The sequence below is a fragment of the Hydrogenophaga sp. genome (assembly GCF_051860785.1).
Taxonomy (GTDB): Bacteria; Pseudomonadota; Gammaproteobacteria; order Burkholderiales; family Burkholderiaceae_C; genus Hydrogenophaga.
In genome coordinates, this window is record NZ_JBIMLB010000010.1 from 1 (window position 1) to 17,565 (window position 17,565).

Genomic DNA, 17,565 nt, shown 5'->3' on the forward strand with positions numbered 1-17,565 from the left:
CTTGCCGTTGGCGAAGGCGATGGTCTCGACGGTGCCGCGCTCGGCGTCGAAGTAGCCACTCACCCGCACCTGGTCGTTGCCGGCTCCGCCGAAGGTCAGGATGAGGTCGGAGCCTTCCCGGCTGGGGCGGGTGCCGGTGGGAGTGGGGTGGATGCCGTCTCCCAGGCGCAGGGTGTCATGGCCCTGGCCATCGAGTTCGATGAGGGTGTCGGTGCCGCCGCCGAGGTGGTAGAGGTAGGTGTCGTCGCCTGCGCCGCCGCTGAGGACGTTGGCGGCGCTGTTGCCGGTGAGGTGGTTGGCTTCGGCGTTGCCGCTGCCGTCGATGGCGGCGGTGCCGGTGAGGACGAGGCTCAGGTAGCCGTCGGCCAGGGTGTGGGTGGTGCTGGATTCGATGGGGAGGGTGTAGTCGGGGGCCGGAGGTGGGGTGCTCTGTGCCTGGATCGTCTGCATCTGGGCCACGTTCCACACCGTGCCATCGGCGAAGCGGACTTGTTGCACGGGGTTGAGGGCGGCGTTCGAGTCGAAGAAGGCGTTGACCGTTACCGAGTCGGTGGTGCCTGCAATCGTGAGCACAAGGGCATCGTCCACGCGAGAGAGGAGAACCTCGGTGGGGACGATGCCGACTTTGAATTCAAGCGTGTTGAGCTGACCGGGCTCGGCCCCGGATTCGGCCAGGATGGTGTCCGAGCCGTCGCCTCTGCCGAACAGGTAGGTGTCGTTTCCAAGGCCGCCGGAGAACACATCAGACGCGGTGGATCCCCAGATTTCGTCATCGCCGGCCAGTCCATACAGATGTGATGCCAGCAGACCAGCAATCAGCACATCGTTGCCTTCAGTGCCCCATACGTACTGTGTAGGAGCCGCATTCACGTTCACTATGAACACGCGTTGGTCTGTCGCACCGCTGCTGTCTCGCACCGTCAGGCGAAGTTGTACCTGACCGACATCGCTGCTGGCGGGTTGCCCCTGAAGCCGGCCCGTCATCGGGTCGAACGAGAGCCAATCCGGCATGTTGGGCGCATCCATGCGTTGCACCGTGTAGCTGTAGCGGTCATTCAAATCCTCGTCATGCACATCGTAGGGAGACAACGTCCAGTTCAGCACCTCGCCAGCGATCACATTCAGGTCACTCAACCCGCCCGATATCACGGGTGCATGGTTGGTGTTGTTCACGTTCAAGGTCAGCATCTGCGTTGCACGCTGTGTGTCCGTGAGAATGGCCGTGACCTGGAGTTGTAGTTCCCCGATATCGGCGTTGCCCGGAGTCCCAGACAGGGTGCCCGTCAATGGATCAAAACTCAGCCAAGAGGGCAGCCAGTCCGCCCCATCGGCGCGGCGCAACTCGAAGGAGGGTGTCCGATCACCCGTGATTGCAAAGGCGGAAACCGGAATCTGGTAGCCCCACGCATCACCCTCCAGCACTTCGACCGGGTTGATGGGTGTATTGATCGAAATTTGCGGCGCATGTGCAGGCCTGGCGGGCGCGATGTCGAGCATCTGCTGCAGCGACCAGACCGTACCGTCCGAGAACTCGAAACGTTCGATGCCCACACCGGGCGGGGAGTCCTCGTCGGGCACCACGACGTGCACGCCTCCATCACCTCCCCAACTGACGGACAGCGCCTGTTTCTGCCCATGGTCGGTGGCCACGAGCGTCCAGCCCAGTTGCAAGGCGGAGGTCTGCACGCCCGCCTCGAAACGCACGGTGTCCACCACCGGGGAGACCAGTTGCTGGTCCTGGAACTGCACATTGGGGCGCTTCGTCTCAGGACCATCGCCGCTGTAGGTGTACGAGATGAGAGGTGTCCCGGTGACTTGTGCGATCAACGCATCCAGCCCGTCGGAACGGATGTGTGTCACGCCCCATGCGCCATTGTCCTGGCCCGCTGCCGGGCGCCGGCTGTCGATGTCCATGAGCGCATTGAGGCTCGCCGCCGTGAGGGGCAGGTACCCGCCGACCGCATCGTAGCCAAAGTAGCTGCCATGGCCATGACCTGGAAGTTCGTTTTCATCCATGGCCCCACGCAGCAATGCCCGGAACTCGGCCTCCATCTGTGGATCCAGATGGCCATAGTAGGACGACCGCAACTCGACAAACACGGTGGACGCGGCGCTGTCGTAGAGAACGTCCCAACCGTCTTCATCGGCGCTCACCACGTAGGTGTCGGAACCTGCGCCAGCGTCGATGTAGTCGCTGCCGGCGCCTCCCGTGACCTCGTCGTTGCCCAGGCCCGCATAAATGCGGTCATCGCCGTCGCCGCCGTCGATCCAGTCGTCCGCGCCAGAAGCCGTGCCCCAGTGGGTGTCCTCAAGCCCCTTCTCGTCGACCCGCTCGATGACGTCGTCGCCTCCCCCGGCGCTCACGATCTTCGAAGCGCTGCCGTAAAGCTTCACATGGTTGGAGCTGGCACCGCCCACATACTCTTCAACGATGCGCTCACCGGTGTAGGTCGTTCGGAAGTAGTAGTCCGTGTAGTTTTCGGTGATGGTCTGCTGCGTGGTGACCGGGGTGAAGAAGGTTTCAAGGCGCGGGGCTTCCGTCAGGTAGAAGCGACCGTTGTCTTCCGTGATCACGGCCCCGCTGGGAATCGGCACGCTGGAATGACCGGATATCAGGTGTGTGACGTCGTAGGTTCTTCCGGCTATCCAGGATTCAGTGACGTTGTAGGTCACGTTCGTGATCTGGTACGAACGGCTACCCGACACGCTTCCCAGGTATTCGGACGAGTAGTTGTTCGCATAGGCATTACCGTAGAGCGCAACGGATGCAGTGTCATCTTCGATGCGTTGCGTCGTGGTGGAGAAATGGAAGACTCGTTCGTCCTTCGTGCCGACCCCGGTCGAAACGCTGTCCGGTTCGGAGAAAAGCTGGTCAGAGACCCAGGCAGGCCCGGCCTGGGCACCCACGGCCTGCGCAAAAGCAGCCTTGCGTTGCGCCTGGGTTTGCGAGGCAATCGCGCTGGCCGCGATGGACAGCAGATCGTGCTCCATGCCCAGCTCTTCCACCAGCGTCCAACTGGAGCCAGGTGTGAACGCGTTCCTGACAAAGGCCGTTGCGTTGGACTTCGTGTGAGCGACCATCAAGGCGCTGCCGATGCGGGCAAAGCTCAGCTCCCCGATAGCGATGCCGCTGAGCACCAGGCGTGAAGACTGGCCAGCGATCTCCTCGATGCGGTCCGCACCCGAGCCAGCCGCCATCACATAGCTGTCGGTGCCGGCCCCGCCGATCAAGAGATCGGCGCCCTCGCCACCATCCAGCGTGTCGTCACCGGCGCCTCCTGTCAGCGTGTCGGCACCCTCCATGCCTTCTAGCGTGTCGGCCGAGGCATATCCGAAGAGATTGTCATGCCCCGAAGTGCCCACGATGGCGGCACCTGTGCCGGCAAGCACCTCGGAAAACAGGGCATCGGCACCCCATCGCGCGCCGTTGGCAAACTCGAAGGCCACGGCAGCGAATTGCACGCCTTCGTGGATCAGAATCGCGTCGTTCGTGCTGTAGGACAGGCGGATGTAGTCCACCCCTTCGATCGACTCGCGGGTGGCCACCAGTGCCGAGGGCAGGATGCCCGCACCGAACCGCACCGTTTCTTCACCTTCCAGGTCGTTGAGGATGTCCACCCCGTCGCCCAGGGAAAACTCGTAGCGGTCGTTGCCGGCACCGCCGTTGAGGATGTCGTTGCCCCACCCACCGGTGATGGTGTCGTCTCCTTCCCCGCCGAGGATTTCGTCATCACCGCTGTGGCCATTGAGAACGTCATTGCCCATGCGGCCGGCGATGAAATCGTCGCCCGATGTGCCCTGGATGGTGTTGTCGGTGTCGTCGCCAGCCAATACCGATCCGTTGAGCGAAACCGTCTGGTTGACGAGTGTCTGGGGTGTCCACACCGCGCCATTGGAAAACTCGTAGCGATCTATCGTGCCTTCGAGCGCACGGCGCACGGTCAAGGTGCGATTCACATCCACCGAGAAGCGAATATCCGTGGAGTCTTCCAACCGCTCGACCAATATCTGGGAGGGAAGCACACCTGGGCCGAAGCGAACAGTGTTGCTGCCCTGTGTGTCGATGATCTCGTCCTCGCCCAGGCTGAAGTCCACCAGGTAGACGTCATCACCTTCTCCACCCAGCAACAGGTCGCTGCCGGCCCGACCATTCAGCGTGTCGTTCCCCGAGCCACCTTCCAGGAGATCGTTGCCGGCACCACCGGTCAGGATGTCGTTGCCCCAGTCGCCAAAGGCGGTCGACGCCTGATCGCTCATCGTGATCACGTCGTGATCGGGGGTGCCCATGATGCTCAATCCATCCATCTCGCGGATGACGGCCGCGAGATGGCGAACGCTGCCATTGCCCAGCGCGAGTTCGAATCGGTCGCTCAGCACCAGCGCATTGGTCAAACGGATCGACAAGTCGCCGACAGTCAACAGCAGGTCGTTGGGCTCGGAGGGCGCACGCTCGACCGTCACGTTGTTCCAGTTGCTCACATCGCCCAGGGTGATGCGGTTGAGCCCCCTTGAGTCATTGATCGAGAAGGTGGCCTCTGTGCTTGCAAAGACGTACTCGTCGTTGCCTTCTCCACCATGCAGCGTTGCGCCGTCTGGCATGCCGACGAAGCGGTCGTTCAGATCCGTGCCGCTGACCGTGGTGGCGGACGCTTCGGCTTCTATGTTCAACCCAGTGGCCAGCAGTGCCTGCCAGCTCATCGTGCTTCCGTTCGCAAACTCAAGGCCACCCAGGAAAGTGGTGGACGCGATCTCCCATCGCCACACCGGCAGCACGATCTCGTCGTTTTCCGGGCCATCGATGCCGATGGCCAGTTGCCCCGATGGTTTAAGGCGCAGTTGCACATCAGCCGGTGCAATGCCCGCACCGAACGCGATGGTGTGGCCGCTGCCCCATCCTTGCACCTCGTCGCGGCCATCACCTCGATCGAATCGCACCACGGTGCGGTCGTAGGCCAATTCGATCGAGTCGTCTCCCTTGCCACCGATCACCTGGGAGCGCCCGCCCAGCGCTGCCAGGACATCGTTGCCAGCCCCACCGGCCACAGCCGCGCCTTGCTCCCAGCTCTGGATGACCACGGCGGCATTGAGTTCATCTCCCATCCAGCGCCCCAAGTCCAGGCGCTGGCCATCGGCGAACTCCAGCGAGAGCGTGGCTGCCGAGGTCAGTGAGTCGATCAACACCACCGCCACCTGCGGCTGTCCCAGGGCATCGCTTCCGGCCGACCACATCAGTCCCAGCCCGGCACCCGCGCTGGGCACCAGTTGCACATCCTGTCGAAGCACGTCGAGCCGCAGTACGTTCCTGCCCTCGGTATCACCAATAACCGTGCGGGCCATCGCCTGTTGGCCCTCGGGAGGAGTGGCCTGCGCCAGATCGGCGGTGCGCACGATGTAGGTGTCGTTGCCCGCTCCGCCATAGAGGTGATTGGTTCCCTCCCCGCCGTCGAGGACGTCATCTCCTCCTTCGCCGTGAAGCACGTCGTCGCCTTTGCCTCCGATCAAGGTGTCATTGCCGTGGTAGCGGATATCCAATGCCTGACCATCACCCCAGATCTCGTCGTTGTCGTCTCCACCATCCAGATAGTCGTTGCCCGCGCCGCCTACCAGCAGGTCGTCGCCGGCACCGCCGTAGAGCTGGTCATGGCCATGCCAAGCCACGTCAATCGAGAAGACTCCAGGCGTATTGCTGATGTCGTCGCCGAAGAGCATGTCATCGCCCTCGCCACCGAACAGGATGTCATTGCCGCCGCCGCCCACCAGCTGGTCGTTACCGCCCTCACCCAGGAGCACGTCTTGCCCGTGGTAAACCCCGTCGAGCACAAAATCGGCGTTGTTGTCGCCGAAGATGAGGTCGTTGTCGGCCCCGCCAAGCAGGTAGTCGGCGCCCCCACCACCCACGATCACGTCATCCCCCGCACCGCCTTCAACGAGGTCATTGCCGTGCAGTGATGCGGCTGTAGAGTTGTACGAGCCAGCCTCCATGGACCCGTCACCGTGGATGAAGTCACGGCCCTCTCCGCCCAGCAGGTAGTCGCCACCACCACCGCCCCACAGCGCGTCGTTGCCCTGGCCACCCAGAATGGTGTCGGCCGCTTCGCTGCCCATTACCCAGTCGTCGCCGTCCCCGGCGTCGATGTAGTCACCCTGCGCACTGCCCATGCCAGTGTTGGCACCGCTGCCTCCCAGGCCGCCGTCGATGACGTAGCTGCCCATGGCCGCGCTCCAGTACCGCGCCCATGTGGGCCCGTGTTGCAGCAACATGCTGCCCGCAGGGGCGCTGAAGCTATCCTCCACTTCCTGGCGCTGTTTGACATCCACCGTGTGCCCACCCAGGATGACGTCACTGCCGGCTCCACCCAGGATGTGATCGGCGCCTTCGCCACCACTGATGAGATCGTCCCCATCGCCGCCCTCAATGCGATCGTCGCCGCTGCCGCCGGTGAGCGCGTCGTTGCCACCGAGTCCGAACATCTGGACGGCGTCGGTGCGCCAGGCCGCCGAGATCACATCGGCGAAGTCGGCTTGCGCCATCCCGCCTTGCAGCGTGCCGTCGGCCAGCCAGCTTGTCTCGCCCCAGCGGTAGCGGCCGTAGTTGGGGTCCTGCGGTGGGACTTCACCTTGCTGCACCTCGATGCCCAGGCGCAACGCGCGCTGGTCGCCCAGGTACAGCGCGTTGTACTTGGGTGTTTCGGGTTCTCCGACGTCGTCACCCAGCACCAGGCCCAGGTCGCCATCGCTCCAGCTCTTGATGGTGATGCTGTCCTGGCCGGATTTGGCGGTGATGAGCAGGATGGTCTCGTCGATGCGGGCGATGCGGTACTGGCCCGTGGTGTCCTCCCAGACGCCGCTGTTGATGGCCGATTGCTCGCCCACTGCGAGCGTCTGGCCATTGATGACCAGCGAACCCAGACCGTCAGCGTCGATGATCACGTCCTGGCCGTGGCCGGTCTGGAAGACATAGGTGTCGGAGCCGTTGCCGCCCAGCAGCAGGTCGTTGCCCGCTCCGCCATCAAGCACGTCGTCGCCAGCGCCTCCGATCAGATGATCCGATCCGCCGCCGCTGCGCAAGATGTCGGCACCCGCACCACCGACTGCCACGTCGTTGGCCAAGCTTGTCTCCTGCCAGTTCATTGCGCCGCTGCCGCGCTGGATGTGCCAGACGCTGCCCTCGTTCAAGACCCTGGTTTCGAACGGATCGCCACCGACTGCGGTGTTTGAGACCGCGTCGCGCAGCAAGGCGAGCCCTTTGAGGAAGTCGCTGCTGATGTCGGCCAGATCGAAATGCAACGCGCCAGACTCGAAACGAAGCAATGTCGCCGCGTTGTTTGCAGGTGCGTGGTAGTGGAAATCCATGACCAATGCGATCAAGGCCTTCTGGATCGCAGGGTTGGCGCTGGCCTCGTCCGAGGCTTGCAGCACCGCGATATCCGAGCTGAAGCGGGTCAGCGCGCTGGGGTTGCCAAGGCCCTTCTGCAATTGATCGTTGACCAATGAGGTCACCAGATCGCGCGTGGCTCCGTTGGGATCGAACGCGTAAAGGTTTGTGTCCAGTAATGCAGGAATCAGCTCGGGAATGGTCTTTGCCAACTGGCGCAGTTGGTCATCAAACAGGAACGCTGCGTGCAGGTTCATGCTGTGCAGGCCCAACGCATGCTCCAGTGGCATCGCGTCGTCGCGCAGGTCGATGCCGATGTCTTCACCCACCACCGTGGGAAGGAACAGGCGACCGTATTGCAGGAACTCGCCCTCGTTGTAGAAGTTGGTCACTGCCGCTTCGCGCCGATCCAGCTCGCCTTGAACGAGTAGTTTCTCAACCAACAACTCACTCAATTTGTTGATTTCTTCGAGAACTGCGATGCTCCCGCTACCGGCTGCCTGCACGGTCGTTGCAAGGATGGCCGCGCCGATCGCGATGGGATTGATCGTGTTCGCTTCAAATGGGGCTGCTGCAAAGGTGGTGGCCGGGCGGTCGTACCAGACCGCCATGTTGGCGGCCAAGCCTCCGCCCAGGCTGTGGCCAGTGAAGCTGATCTTGCTGGGGTCGTGGCCGTTTTCCACCGCCCAATCCTTCACAGCCAGATAGTAGGCGGAAGCATTTAGCTGATGGCCAATGCCCAGAACCAACCGGGCGGCAAAAGCAAGGCCTAAATCGGCCGCCAAGTCGGCAACCGTGTTCCAAGCGCGACCGCTGAATTCCAAGAGGAAATCCGTTCCTTTGTAGGCAATGACGATTTCGCCTGTGGATTGGTTCAGATAGGCGCCACCGGTGAAGCTGAAGGGGTTTAGTGTGTTGATGTTGTCACCAGCGGCAAAACCGGTGCTTGCGGAAAGTTGCAACCACTCATCCGGCAAATCAAGTTTGTTGATATTTACAATTGCACCGCCACCCCCTCGTTGATCGTTGTAGACGTGTGCTGACAAGGCCGCATATTCGACGTTTGAAATCATGGGCATCCCCCTTTATGTTTAATCAGATGAAGGAGTACGGCCGCCACGACGGGCAAATATTTTGGATGCCTCTTGGTATTCAGATAGTTCAATTCTTTTCGTAAACTGCTGCTCATCTCCGATAGGCTCGCACCATTGGGAATCCTTTCTTGCTATATCAATAGTGATCCTTCCTTCTGGAAGGCAGCGGTAAACGTTCTCTTCCTGCCTGCTAGCCTCAGGAACAGATAAAAATGGAATTCTCCTGAAGCTCGACCCATCCCAAGAAAAGGCAACAATGTAGTTTTTTGGATCACTGTAGAAGCTGTACTGAACATCCCCTCTTGGAATCCCAAACACATATACTTTTCCATTGACCACGTCTACTCGTTGAGGCATTAAATAGGAATGCCACACCTGCTTGCCACCCAATTCTGGTAATTCGATAGTTATCCAGCTCTGCGCAGTTCCGTAGTTTTCGTAATACTCGCGTTTCTGATGGATAGTGATCACACGTCCGTCAGACAAGCGCACTTCTTCGTACCAGCTGGGGTAACGTTTCTGATACCAGTTCCACCCCCAGACGGCGGAAGCGCCAAGTACAAGCAGGCTCAATACCAGCGGTAGCCACGGGAAGGGTTTTGCGTTTTTTTTCATGCTGCGAGGCTCCAGTTCATATCGTTGATTGCTTGAATGATCTTGGTCTGCACGGCGATAGGATCGGTCGTGTTGGCTTCAAGGGGGCGGCTGCGAACGTGGTGGCCGGTCGGTCGTACCAAGCGGCCAGTCGGGCTTTTCATGCTGCAAGGCTCCCGCCTGGTTGGCTATTCCATTGCGCATGGTCGCTATGGCCAAGGCCCATCATTTCAAGGATGCGCTTTTCGGTTTCGGAGGAGGACGTCCATCGTGAAGTTGTGAAGGCTCCTCGCGCCAGTGATAGGGCGACGGTGTTCAAGTTGCTGGACCAGAAAAGCCCGCCCACGCCCGTTTTCACCAAGCGCCTTGCCATGGCAATTTGTTCGACGTGCTGTGGCAGCATCAGCACAGTCGAGCCCCGGTGCAAGGCCAGGCCGGTGGAGGCCAGGCCACCGTTACCTACAAACACCGAATTGCTGCCCAGGATGCCCATGAGATCCAGGGGGCGTTCACTGAACCGAATCGAGGGATGTGGCGAAGGTTTGTGCCAGCCCGGGCTGTGAATTTGAGCGGGCATGCCCGTTGATGCCATCGCATCGATGATGTCATCCAGCCTCGGGGTATCTGACTTCAGGTACGCCACGATATGGACGCTGGTTTTGTCGGCCTGCTGGTCTGATGACGCTGCGGAATGAGGTGATGCCTCAGGCAGTCCCAGGAGGCCCATGTGGTTCACAGGCCCGAGAATTTGTTCGCGCTCGTCGTAGTGATCAAGCTCTCGGGGTGACAGCACGATCCGGCGATGTGCTTGCAGATGCAGCGCGATCCAATCGCCAGAGGCTCTGGCGTTTTCCCCAGATGAAGAGATCGCAGCGGCTGCGCGCCGAAGGGCGTTTGTGAGTTGCGCTAGGGCTTGGCTCGTGGTTCGGGCGTCTGCGGCATCAAGGCCTGGGAATGGTGGCATCGACCCGTCTCGGTCCAAGGGTGGAACACAAAATCCGCCTCCCACTTCCGCATACCTAACGCCCATCGCTTGGCAGGCCGCCATTAAAGCGGGCGCGTAGTCGGTCAACACCACGTCTGGTTGTGCGGCATTGAGGATGCTGGCCCACGAAAGCACGGCCCCCGCCAGCCATTCAGGTTGGGCGTAGCCCAGCGACACGAGCAGTTCGGGCCAACTGCGTGTGGGAGCGAGGGTTCGCATGGGACTCACCCGGGGTGCCGCCCAGATTTTCACGGGAGCCCGACTGGCGATGCAGCGTTGAAGCACCAGCAGATCGGGACCTGCCATGTGCACCGTGTGCTTTTCCCCGATGGCCAGGCGGCAGAAGTCCAGCCAAGGCGCTACATGTCCCATACCCTCGGGAACCTCGGTGCCAATGAGGATGATGGCCATCAGATGCACGCATGGGCAGGTGCACCCTTGTTCTTCGTTTGATTCATATGCCGTCCCTGAATGTTGCCGGCGATCATGAATGTGGTCTTCCAGACTCCCGCGAATGCTTTCACCAATCGATTGTTTATGGATCCGAGTTGATGGTTTTATGGATCAATCCAACTTTTCATCCCCGCGTCTCGCATTCGCTCCAAGCGTTGCTCCTCCCGGCACAATCGCGAGATGTCCTTTTTTCGCGATGTGAACCTCTCCGCCGCCACCGCCGGCTTCGTCGCCGTGCTGGTCGGCTTCACCAGTTCGGTGGCCATCGTCTTCCAGGCAGCGCAGGCCTTCGGCGCCACGCCGGCGCAGATCGCGTCCTGGATGTGGGCGCTTGGGCTGGGCATGGGCCTGTGCTCGGTCATTCCTTCATTGATGTTGCGCCAGCCGATCATGATCGCGTGGAGCACACCGGGCGCGGCGGTGCTGGCCACGGCGGGGGTGGCGGGGGGCTTCACCATGGCGGACGCGGTGGGTGCCTTCATCGTGAGCGCGGCGCTCATCGTGCTGGTGGGTGCCACCGGCTGGTTCGAGCGGGTGATGAACCGGATTCCCATGGCCATTGCGGCCGCCTTGCTCGCCGGGGTGCTGGCGCGCTTCGGCCTGCAGGCCTTCGACGCCGCGAAGACCGAGCTGGCATTGGTGGTTCTGATGCTGCTGTCCTATTTGCTGGGCCGGCGCCTGTTGCCGCGTTATGCGGTGCCGGTGACGCTGCTGGTGGGTGTGGTCTGGGTGGTGGCGCATGGGCAGTTCAACGGGGCGGCGGTGTCGTTCGAACTCGCCAGGCCGGTGTTCACCCTGCCGGCTTTCAGCCTGGCCGCCTTCACCAGCCTGGCGCTGCCGCTGTTCGTGGTCACCATGGCTTCTCAGAACCTGCCCGGCGTCGCCGCCATCCGCGCGGCGGGTTATCACGACATGCCGATCTCGCGCATCATCACCATGAGTGGGGTGACCACCCTGGTGCTTGCGCCCTTCGGCGCCTTCGCGCTCAACCTCAGCGCCATCACGGCCGCCATCTGCATGGGTCCCGAGGCGCACACCGACCGCGACAAGCGCTACACCGCCGCCGTGGTCTGCGGCGCGCTGTATGTGCTCATCGGCCTCTTCGGCGCGGCCATCACCGGGCTTCTGATCGCATTCCCCCGCGAACTCGTCATGGCCATTGCCGGCATCGCGCTGCTGGGCAGCATCGGCGGCGGCCTGCACGCCGCGCTCAAGGACGAGGCGCACCGCGAGGCGGCACTTATCACCTTCCTTGTCACGCTCAGCGGTGTGGTCATTGCCGGCATCGGCTCGGCCTTCTGGGGGGTGGTGGCCGGCGCGGTGGCGCTGTTTGTGCAACAGTACGGGCTCACATCCTCGAAGCCATCCGAATGAAAAAGATTCTTATCGTCGCCGACCCGCTCGAGTCCTTCAAGATCTACAAGGACACCACCTTCGCCATGATGCGCGAGCTGCAGAAGCGCGGTCACACGCTGGCCACCTGCGAGCCCGAGCAGATGCAGTGGCAAAGCGGCCACCCCGTCACCGCGCTGGCCCGACACGTCACGCTCACCGGCGACGCCCACACCTGGTTCAAGACCACCGCCGAGGTGCGCGATCCGCTGCACAGCTTCGACGCCGTGCTCATGCGCAAGGACCCGCCCTTTGACAGCGAGTTCTTCTACGCCACCCATCTGCTGGAACAGGCCGAGCGCGAAGGCGCGCGCGTGTTCAACAGCCCACGCGCCCTGCGCGACCACCCGGAAAAACTCGCGCTCATGGAGTTCGCCGAGTACGCACCGCCCACGCTGGTGACGCGCCTGCCGGCCGCCATTCGCGCCTTCCATGCAGAGCACAAGGACATCATCCTCAAGCCGCTCGATGGCATGGGCGGCATGGGCATCTTCCGCGTGGGCGCGGACGGCATGAACCTCGGCTCCATCATCGAGACGCTGAACCAGGGCGGCAGCACCAGCGTGATGGTGCAGCGCTACCTGCCGCAGATCGTGGACGGCGACAAGCGCCTGCTCGTCATTGGCGGCGTGGCCGCGCCGTTCAGCCTGGCGCGCATTCCGCAGGGCAGCGAGATCCGCGGCAATCTTGCTGCCGGCGGCAAGGGCGTGGCCATGCCGCTCTCCGAAAGCGACTGGGCGATCGCCAGGGCCATCGGCCCGAAACTCGCCGAGCGCGGCCTGCTGCTCGTGGGGCTGGACGTGATCGGCGACAAGGTGACCGAGATCAACGTCACCAGCCCGACCTGCTTCCAGGAAATCCAGCAGCAGACCGGTTTCGATGTGCCGGCCATGTTCGTCGACGCGCTGGAGAAGGCGCTGGCATGACGGCCGACGCGCCTGGAAAACCAGCGCAACCCAGGAATCCCCTGCACGGCCTGACCTTGGAGGCCATCGTCACCGCGCTCGTGGACCACTACGGCTGGGATGGCCTGGGCGAGCGCATTCCGGTGCGCTGCTTCAACCTCGATCCCAGCATCCCCTCCAGCCTGCGCTTCCTGCGCAAGACGCCCTGGGCGCGCGAGAAGGTGGAGGGGCTCTACCTCTTCATGCTGCGCGAGGAAAAGCGCGCTGGGCGGGGCTGATCACTGCTCCAGCTTGATGCCCGAGGCCTTGGCGATGCGGGCATAGACGCCGATCTGGTCTTTCCAGAACCGGTCGAGTTCGGTCGGGTTCGAACCCACGCCCTCGGCGCCTGCCTCCTGGAAGCGCGCGGTCGCCACCGGGGTGCGAACCGCCTGGGCGATGGCGCCCGACAGTTGGTTCACGATGGCGGGAGACGTCGACGCAGGTGCATAGATGCCCACCCAGAAGGGAAGGTCGTAGCCCGTCAGACCACTCTCGGCCAGGGTCGGCACGTTCGGCAGCACGGCAGAGCGGGTGCTGGTGGTCACGCCCAGCGCGCGCACGCGGCCCGATCCGATGTTCTGCACCTGCGGCGGCACGCCATCGATGAGCATCTGGATGCGCCCGGCCAGCAGATCGGCCAGTGCCGCGGACGTGCCTTTGTAGGGAACGTGCTGGACATCGACACCCGCCATCGAGCGGAACAGTTCGGCGGCGAAATGGATGCCGGTGCCCACACCCGATGAGCCGTAGCTGTACTTGCCGGGGTTGGCTTTCAGCAAGGCAATGAACTCGCGCAGATCCCTGGCGGGGACTTCGTTGTTGACGATCAGCACCAGCGGAAACTGGGCGACGAGCGAGATGGGAACGAAGCCACCGATGGGGTCGTAGCCCAGATCCTTGTGGACCTGGGCATTGACCACCGCCGACGACACCGAATGGAAGATGAGCGTGTGCCCGTCGGGCGGCGCCTTGGCCACCATGCGCGACGCCACGACGCCCCCACCCCCGCCCTGGTTCTCCACCACCACCGGTTGCCCGACGATGTCGGACAGCTGCTGGGCGGTGATGCGCGCCAGCAGATCGATGCCACCGCCCGCCGAGAACGGCACCAGCAACCGGATGGATCGGGAGGGGAAGGCGCCTTGCGCCTGCGCGCCCGCCGGCCAGAGTGCCGCGCCCGCCATGGCGGCGGTGGCGGCCAGCCAGCGCCTTCTTGCCAGGTGCCAGTGGTTCAGGTCGTTCATTTTCATGTCTCCTTGTCGGTGGCCAGCATCGCGGCCAGGTTGTCGGAAAAGAAGGGGGCCGGGCGCAGCAGCACGGATTCCTGAGAGACCATCAGCGGTCTCACCCGGGCCAGGTAGTCGATCCATCGCGGGTCGGCGAACAACGCGGTGCGCTGCCGCGTGCGCTCCTCGATCGACGCATAGCCCCAAAGCGCCACGATGCGATTGAGCATGCCGGTCTCCGTGACGTAGTAGCCCAGGAGCCTGTTCAGGTACTCGAGCTGCACCGACCGGCCGTCCTGTTCGTAGATGGCCAGAAACGCCTGCAGCTTGCCCGGATGGAACGTGTAGATGCGTTGCTCGACGATCAAGCTGGTCACTTCAGGTGTTGAACTTGTAGACATGGGTGCGCTTGGCCAGCTCGGGCACGGGCATGCCGGCCTGGATGTCGGCGTAGCGGCGCGCTTCGCCTTCCGAGATTTCGATGGCCCGCTTCAGAACCGCCTGCACCGACTCGCTGGGAACGAAGCAGACAGCGCCCTCGTCGGCCACCACCAGGTCACCAGGACGCACCTGCACCCCGCAGATGCGCACCGTGCTGTTGATCGCCACCGTCTGCAGGCGCCATTTCCCGGTGATGGAACTCACGCCGCGCGTCCAGACCGGAAAACCGATCTCGCGTTGCTGTTCGATGTCGCGCACGCCACCGTCGACGATGGCACCCACCTCGCCTTGCCGCTTGCCGATGGTGGCGGAGAGTCCGCCCATGTTGGAAATGCCGATCACCCCTTCGATCACCAGCACGTCGCCGCGCTCGGCCAGGTGGTGGGCCTCGATTTCGGCCATCTTCGACACGCGCTCGCGAGCGCCCTTGTAGGCGTTGTCGCGCTGCTCGACATTGCGAAGCGTCAGCGCAGGGCCGACGATGCGGGAAAGGGGCAGGGTGGGCGCCAGGACGGAGGCGGGGATCACACCGTCGAGACCGAGTTCGTCCATCGCGTCGGACACGGTGCCTGTCAGATCGCCCAGCGCCATGAAGCCGTCGATGACTTCCTGGGGATAGCGATCGATGTCCATGCGATGGATGGTTTCGGGCGGCACCTTGCCGAGGGGTTGCTTGTTGCTCATGAATGCTCCGGGGTTCACTTCAGGTATCGATGCGCACGGTGCCGTCGCCAAACAGCTTCTTCCAGCGCGCGCTCTCGCTGCGCAGGTAGCGCTCGAACTCCTGCGTCGACATGTCGTCGGGCTGGCCGCCCAGCAACATCAAGGCGTCGCGCGCCTCCGCGCGCCTGAGTCCTTGCCGCAGGGCGCTGGCAAGCTGTTCCGTGATGGCCGCTGGCGTGCCGCGTGGCGCAGCCAGGCCGAACCAGGAGGTGAGGTCGTAGTCGGCCACGCCGGCCTCGGCCATGGTGGGCACCTGCGGCACGGCGGGCGAGCGCGTGGCGGTGGTCACGGCGAGCGACCTCAGCTTGCCGGCCTGCACATTGGGCTGGGCGCTGATGATGCTGTCGAACATGAAGGGCAGCGTTCCGGCCTGCAGGTCCACCTGGGCCTGCGCGGTGCCCTTGTAGGGCACGTGGGTGACCTTGACCTTGGCAAGCCCTGCCAGCAGTTCGCCAGCCAGATGACTGGCCGACCCCACGCCGGCCGAACCGTAGTTGAGCTTGCCGGGATTCACGCGCGCATAGGCCACGAACTCCGCCACCGAGGCCGCCGGCACCGAGGGGTGAACCACCAGCATGTTGCCCACCCCCGTGATGCGGGTGATGGGCGTGAAATCGTCCGGCAGGTGGAACGTGGCTTCCTTGGGGCGGATGATCGGATTGAGCACGTCGGCAAAGGCGCACAGCAGCAGCGTGTAGCCGTCGGGCGCGGACTTGAGCACCGCCTGGGTGGCGAGTGCGCCGCCCGCTCCTGCGCGGTTCTCGACCACCACCTGCTGGCCCAGGGTCTCCGACATCAGGCGCGCCGCGAGACGGGCGCAGGTGTCTGCCGGCCCGCCGGCCGCAAAGCCCACCAGGATGCGGATCGGCTTGTCCGGGAAGGCTGCCCAGGTGGGCGTGGCAAGCGCCGCCAGGCCCGCCACCGTGAAATGTCGTCTCTGAATCATGTTTCTGTCTCCGTTTTTGCAATGAAGTGGGTGTTGATGCGCCGGACCACCATGCGGCGGTAGATGCCGGCTTTTGCATAGGGGTCTTCGTCGGCCCAGGCCTGCGCCTCGGCCAGTGAGTCGAAGCGCGCCACGAAGAGGCTGCCGCAGTAGTCGCCCGCGCCGCTGTCCTGATCCCACAGCGGGCCGGACACCACCACGCGGCCCTGTGCCGCCAGTTCGGCACGCCGCTGGATGTGCGCCGTGCGCAGAGGCGCGCGCAAGGCCTCGCTGTGGTCGATGTCCTCTGCGAACATCACGTACAGAGCAGGCCCGCTCATCGGAGCACGGACTTGAACAGCCGCAGGAAGTTGTCTCTCGCGATGGTCTGGACGTCCTCGGTCCGCAGGCCCCGGTCCTGCAGCACGTTCAACAGCGCCTGCTGGTCTTCGAGCGTGTTCACGGGATAGCGCCACGGCCAGGTGCCATACACCTCCGGGTGCTTCATGAATTCCTGGTAGCGCTCGGCGGGCTGATCGGTGATGAAGTCCGAACCAATGCCGACGTGGTCAACGCCCATGAGCTTGATCGCGTACTCGATGTGGCGCAGCACGTCGTTCGGACCAGGGGTCTGGCCGGGCAGCAGCACCAGCGGCGGCAGGTAGGTGATGCCCAGCACACCGCCTCGGGCCGCCATCGCGGTCATCAGCGCGTCCGATTTGTTGCGGGCGTTGGCGCACAGGCTGAAGCAGTTGGCGTGTGTGGCCGACACCGGGTTGCGCGAAGCCGCCACCGCATCGATGCCGCTCTGGTCACCCACGTGCGACAGGTCGATCACGATGCCCAGGTCGTCCAGGGCGGCAACAAGGTTGCGGCCGAGCGAAGACAGACCCGCGTTGTCCGGTTCAGCGCAGCCATCGGCATACAGGTTCCGGATGTTGTGGGCGATCTGGATGACCCGCACACCGAGACCGTGAAACAGCTCCAGCAGCTTGAGATCGCGATCCACGCCCGGCACGTTCTGGTAGCCCAGCACGATGGCCAGTTTGTTCATGCGGCGGGCCGCAGCAAAGTCGTCAAACCGCTCCACCACATGGACCAGGTCGCCCATCGTCGCCAGGTGGGCGCGGTAGGCGGCCAGCTCGTTGAGCGAGTGCCTGAGATCGGGGACCGGATTGATGCCGCGGTAGTTGTTCAACGTGATGTGGATGGCTTCAACCCCGTGGGCCAGGGATTGCTGCGCATAGCCGGGTGTCAGGCGGGCGCCGTTGAGCAGATCGAAGATTCGGAACATGGTGTTCGCAGAGTCCGTAGATTGGAATTAATGAAGAGCCGTGAATCTAAGATCAATGGGTATCATCGTCAAAGAAGCTTGAAAAAGTTCCGCAATACGGACTTGTTTGATTGCAA

The 17,565-nt window shown here is 63.2% G+C and carries 13 protein-coding genes; 3 read left to right on the forward strand and 10 right to left on the reverse strand.

What is annotated here, in order from left to right:
• The 4 genes from ACTIF6_RS14160 to ACTIF6_RS14175 all read right to left on the reverse strand — a co-directional run.
• Positions 1-8,337: calcium-binding protein (locus ACTIF6_RS14160; RefSeq protein ID WP_439588563.1), on the reverse strand; the 8,337-nt coding region annotated here is incomplete at its 3' end.
• A 129-nt stretch (positions 8,338-8,466) separates the two neighbouring features.
• Entirely contained in the window at positions 8,467-9,084 is a 618-nt protein-coding gene (locus ACTIF6_RS14165; protein WP_439588564.1) for a hypothetical protein, read from the reverse strand.
• Positions 9,081-9,227 (reverse strand): hypothetical protein, encoded by a 147-nt coding sequence (locus tag ACTIF6_RS14170; RefSeq protein ID WP_439588565.1) that lies wholly within the window; start codon positions 9,225-9,227, stop codon positions 9,081-9,083. The genes ACTIF6_RS14165 and ACTIF6_RS14170 overlap by 4 nt, the downstream gene beginning before the upstream one ends.
• Positions 9,224-10,459 (reverse strand): hypothetical protein, encoded by a 1,236-nt coding sequence (locus ACTIF6_RS14175; RefSeq protein WP_439588566.1) that lies wholly within the window; start codon positions 10,457-10,459, stop codon positions 9,224-9,226. Before ACTIF6_RS14175 ends, ACTIF6_RS14170 begins: the two co-directional genes overlap by 4 nt.
• A gap of 222 nt (positions 10,460-10,681) precedes the next feature.
• Between ACTIF6_RS14175 and ACTIF6_RS14180 the strand changes: the two genes are divergently transcribed.
• Genes ACTIF6_RS14180 through ACTIF6_RS14190 form a run of 3 tightly spaced genes read left to right on the forward strand, consistent with a single transcriptional unit; the run spans position 10,682 to position 13,076 of the window.
• Positions 10,682-11,875, forward strand: a complete 1,194-nt coding sequence (locus tag ACTIF6_RS14180; RefSeq protein ID WP_439588567.1) for a benzoate/H(+) symporter BenE family transporter — start codon at positions 10,682-10,684, stop codon at positions 11,873-11,875.
• A complete protein-coding gene (gshB, locus tag ACTIF6_RS14185) occupies positions 11,872-12,819 on the forward strand; it encodes a glutathione synthase (RefSeq protein ID WP_439588568.1) in 948 nt (315 codons plus the stop codon). The genes ACTIF6_RS14180 and gshB overlap by 4 nt, the downstream gene beginning before the upstream one ends.
• Complete coding sequence (locus tag ACTIF6_RS14190; RefSeq protein WP_439588569.1) at positions 12,816-13,076, forward strand: VF530 family DNA-binding protein; 261 nt, start codon at positions 12,816-12,818, stop codon at positions 13,074-13,076. Before gshB ends, ACTIF6_RS14190 begins: the two co-directional genes overlap by 4 nt.
• On the opposite strand, the gene ACTIF6_RS14195 is transcribed toward ACTIF6_RS14190, so the two are convergent.
• Genes ACTIF6_RS14195 through ACTIF6_RS14220 form a run of 6 tightly spaced genes read right to left on the reverse strand, consistent with a single transcriptional unit; the run spans position 13,077 to position 17,449 of the window.
• On the reverse strand, positions 13,077-14,084 hold the full coding sequence (locus ACTIF6_RS14195; protein WP_439588570.1) for a Bug family tripartite tricarboxylate transporter substrate binding protein: 1,008 nt from the start codon (positions 14,082-14,084) through the stop codon (positions 13,077-13,079). It lies immediately after the preceding gene.
• A gap of 2 nt (positions 14,085-14,086) precedes the next feature.
• The gene (locus tag ACTIF6_RS14200) at positions 14,087-14,467 is read right to left on the reverse strand and encodes an NIPSNAP family protein (RefSeq protein ID WP_439588571.1); all 381 of its coding nucleotides are present in this window, start codon (positions 14,465-14,467) and stop codon (positions 14,087-14,089) included.
• The gene (locus ACTIF6_RS14205) at positions 14,445-15,191 is read right to left on the reverse strand and encodes an RraA family protein (protein ID WP_439588572.1); all 747 of its coding nucleotides are present in this window, start codon (positions 15,189-15,191) and stop codon (positions 14,445-14,447) included. The genes ACTIF6_RS14200 and ACTIF6_RS14205 overlap by 23 nt, the downstream gene beginning before the upstream one ends.
• Before the next feature lie 19 nt (positions 15,192-15,210).
• Positions 15,211-16,176: a Bug family tripartite tricarboxylate transporter substrate binding protein gene (locus ACTIF6_RS14210; RefSeq protein ID WP_439588573.1), complete on the reverse strand. Its 966-nt coding sequence runs from the start codon at positions 16,174-16,176 to the stop codon at positions 15,211-15,213.
• Entirely contained in the window at positions 16,173-16,496 is a 324-nt protein-coding gene (locus ACTIF6_RS14215) for a YciI family protein (protein WP_439588574.1), read from the reverse strand. The genes ACTIF6_RS14210 and ACTIF6_RS14215 overlap by 4 nt, the downstream gene beginning before the upstream one ends.
• The gene (locus ACTIF6_RS14220) at positions 16,493-17,449 is read right to left on the reverse strand and encodes a dipeptidase (protein ID WP_439588575.1); all 957 of its coding nucleotides are present in this window, start codon (positions 17,447-17,449) and stop codon (positions 16,493-16,495) included. The genes ACTIF6_RS14215 and ACTIF6_RS14220 overlap by 4 nt, the downstream gene beginning before the upstream one ends.
• Positions 17,450-17,565: the final 116 nt, after the last annotated feature.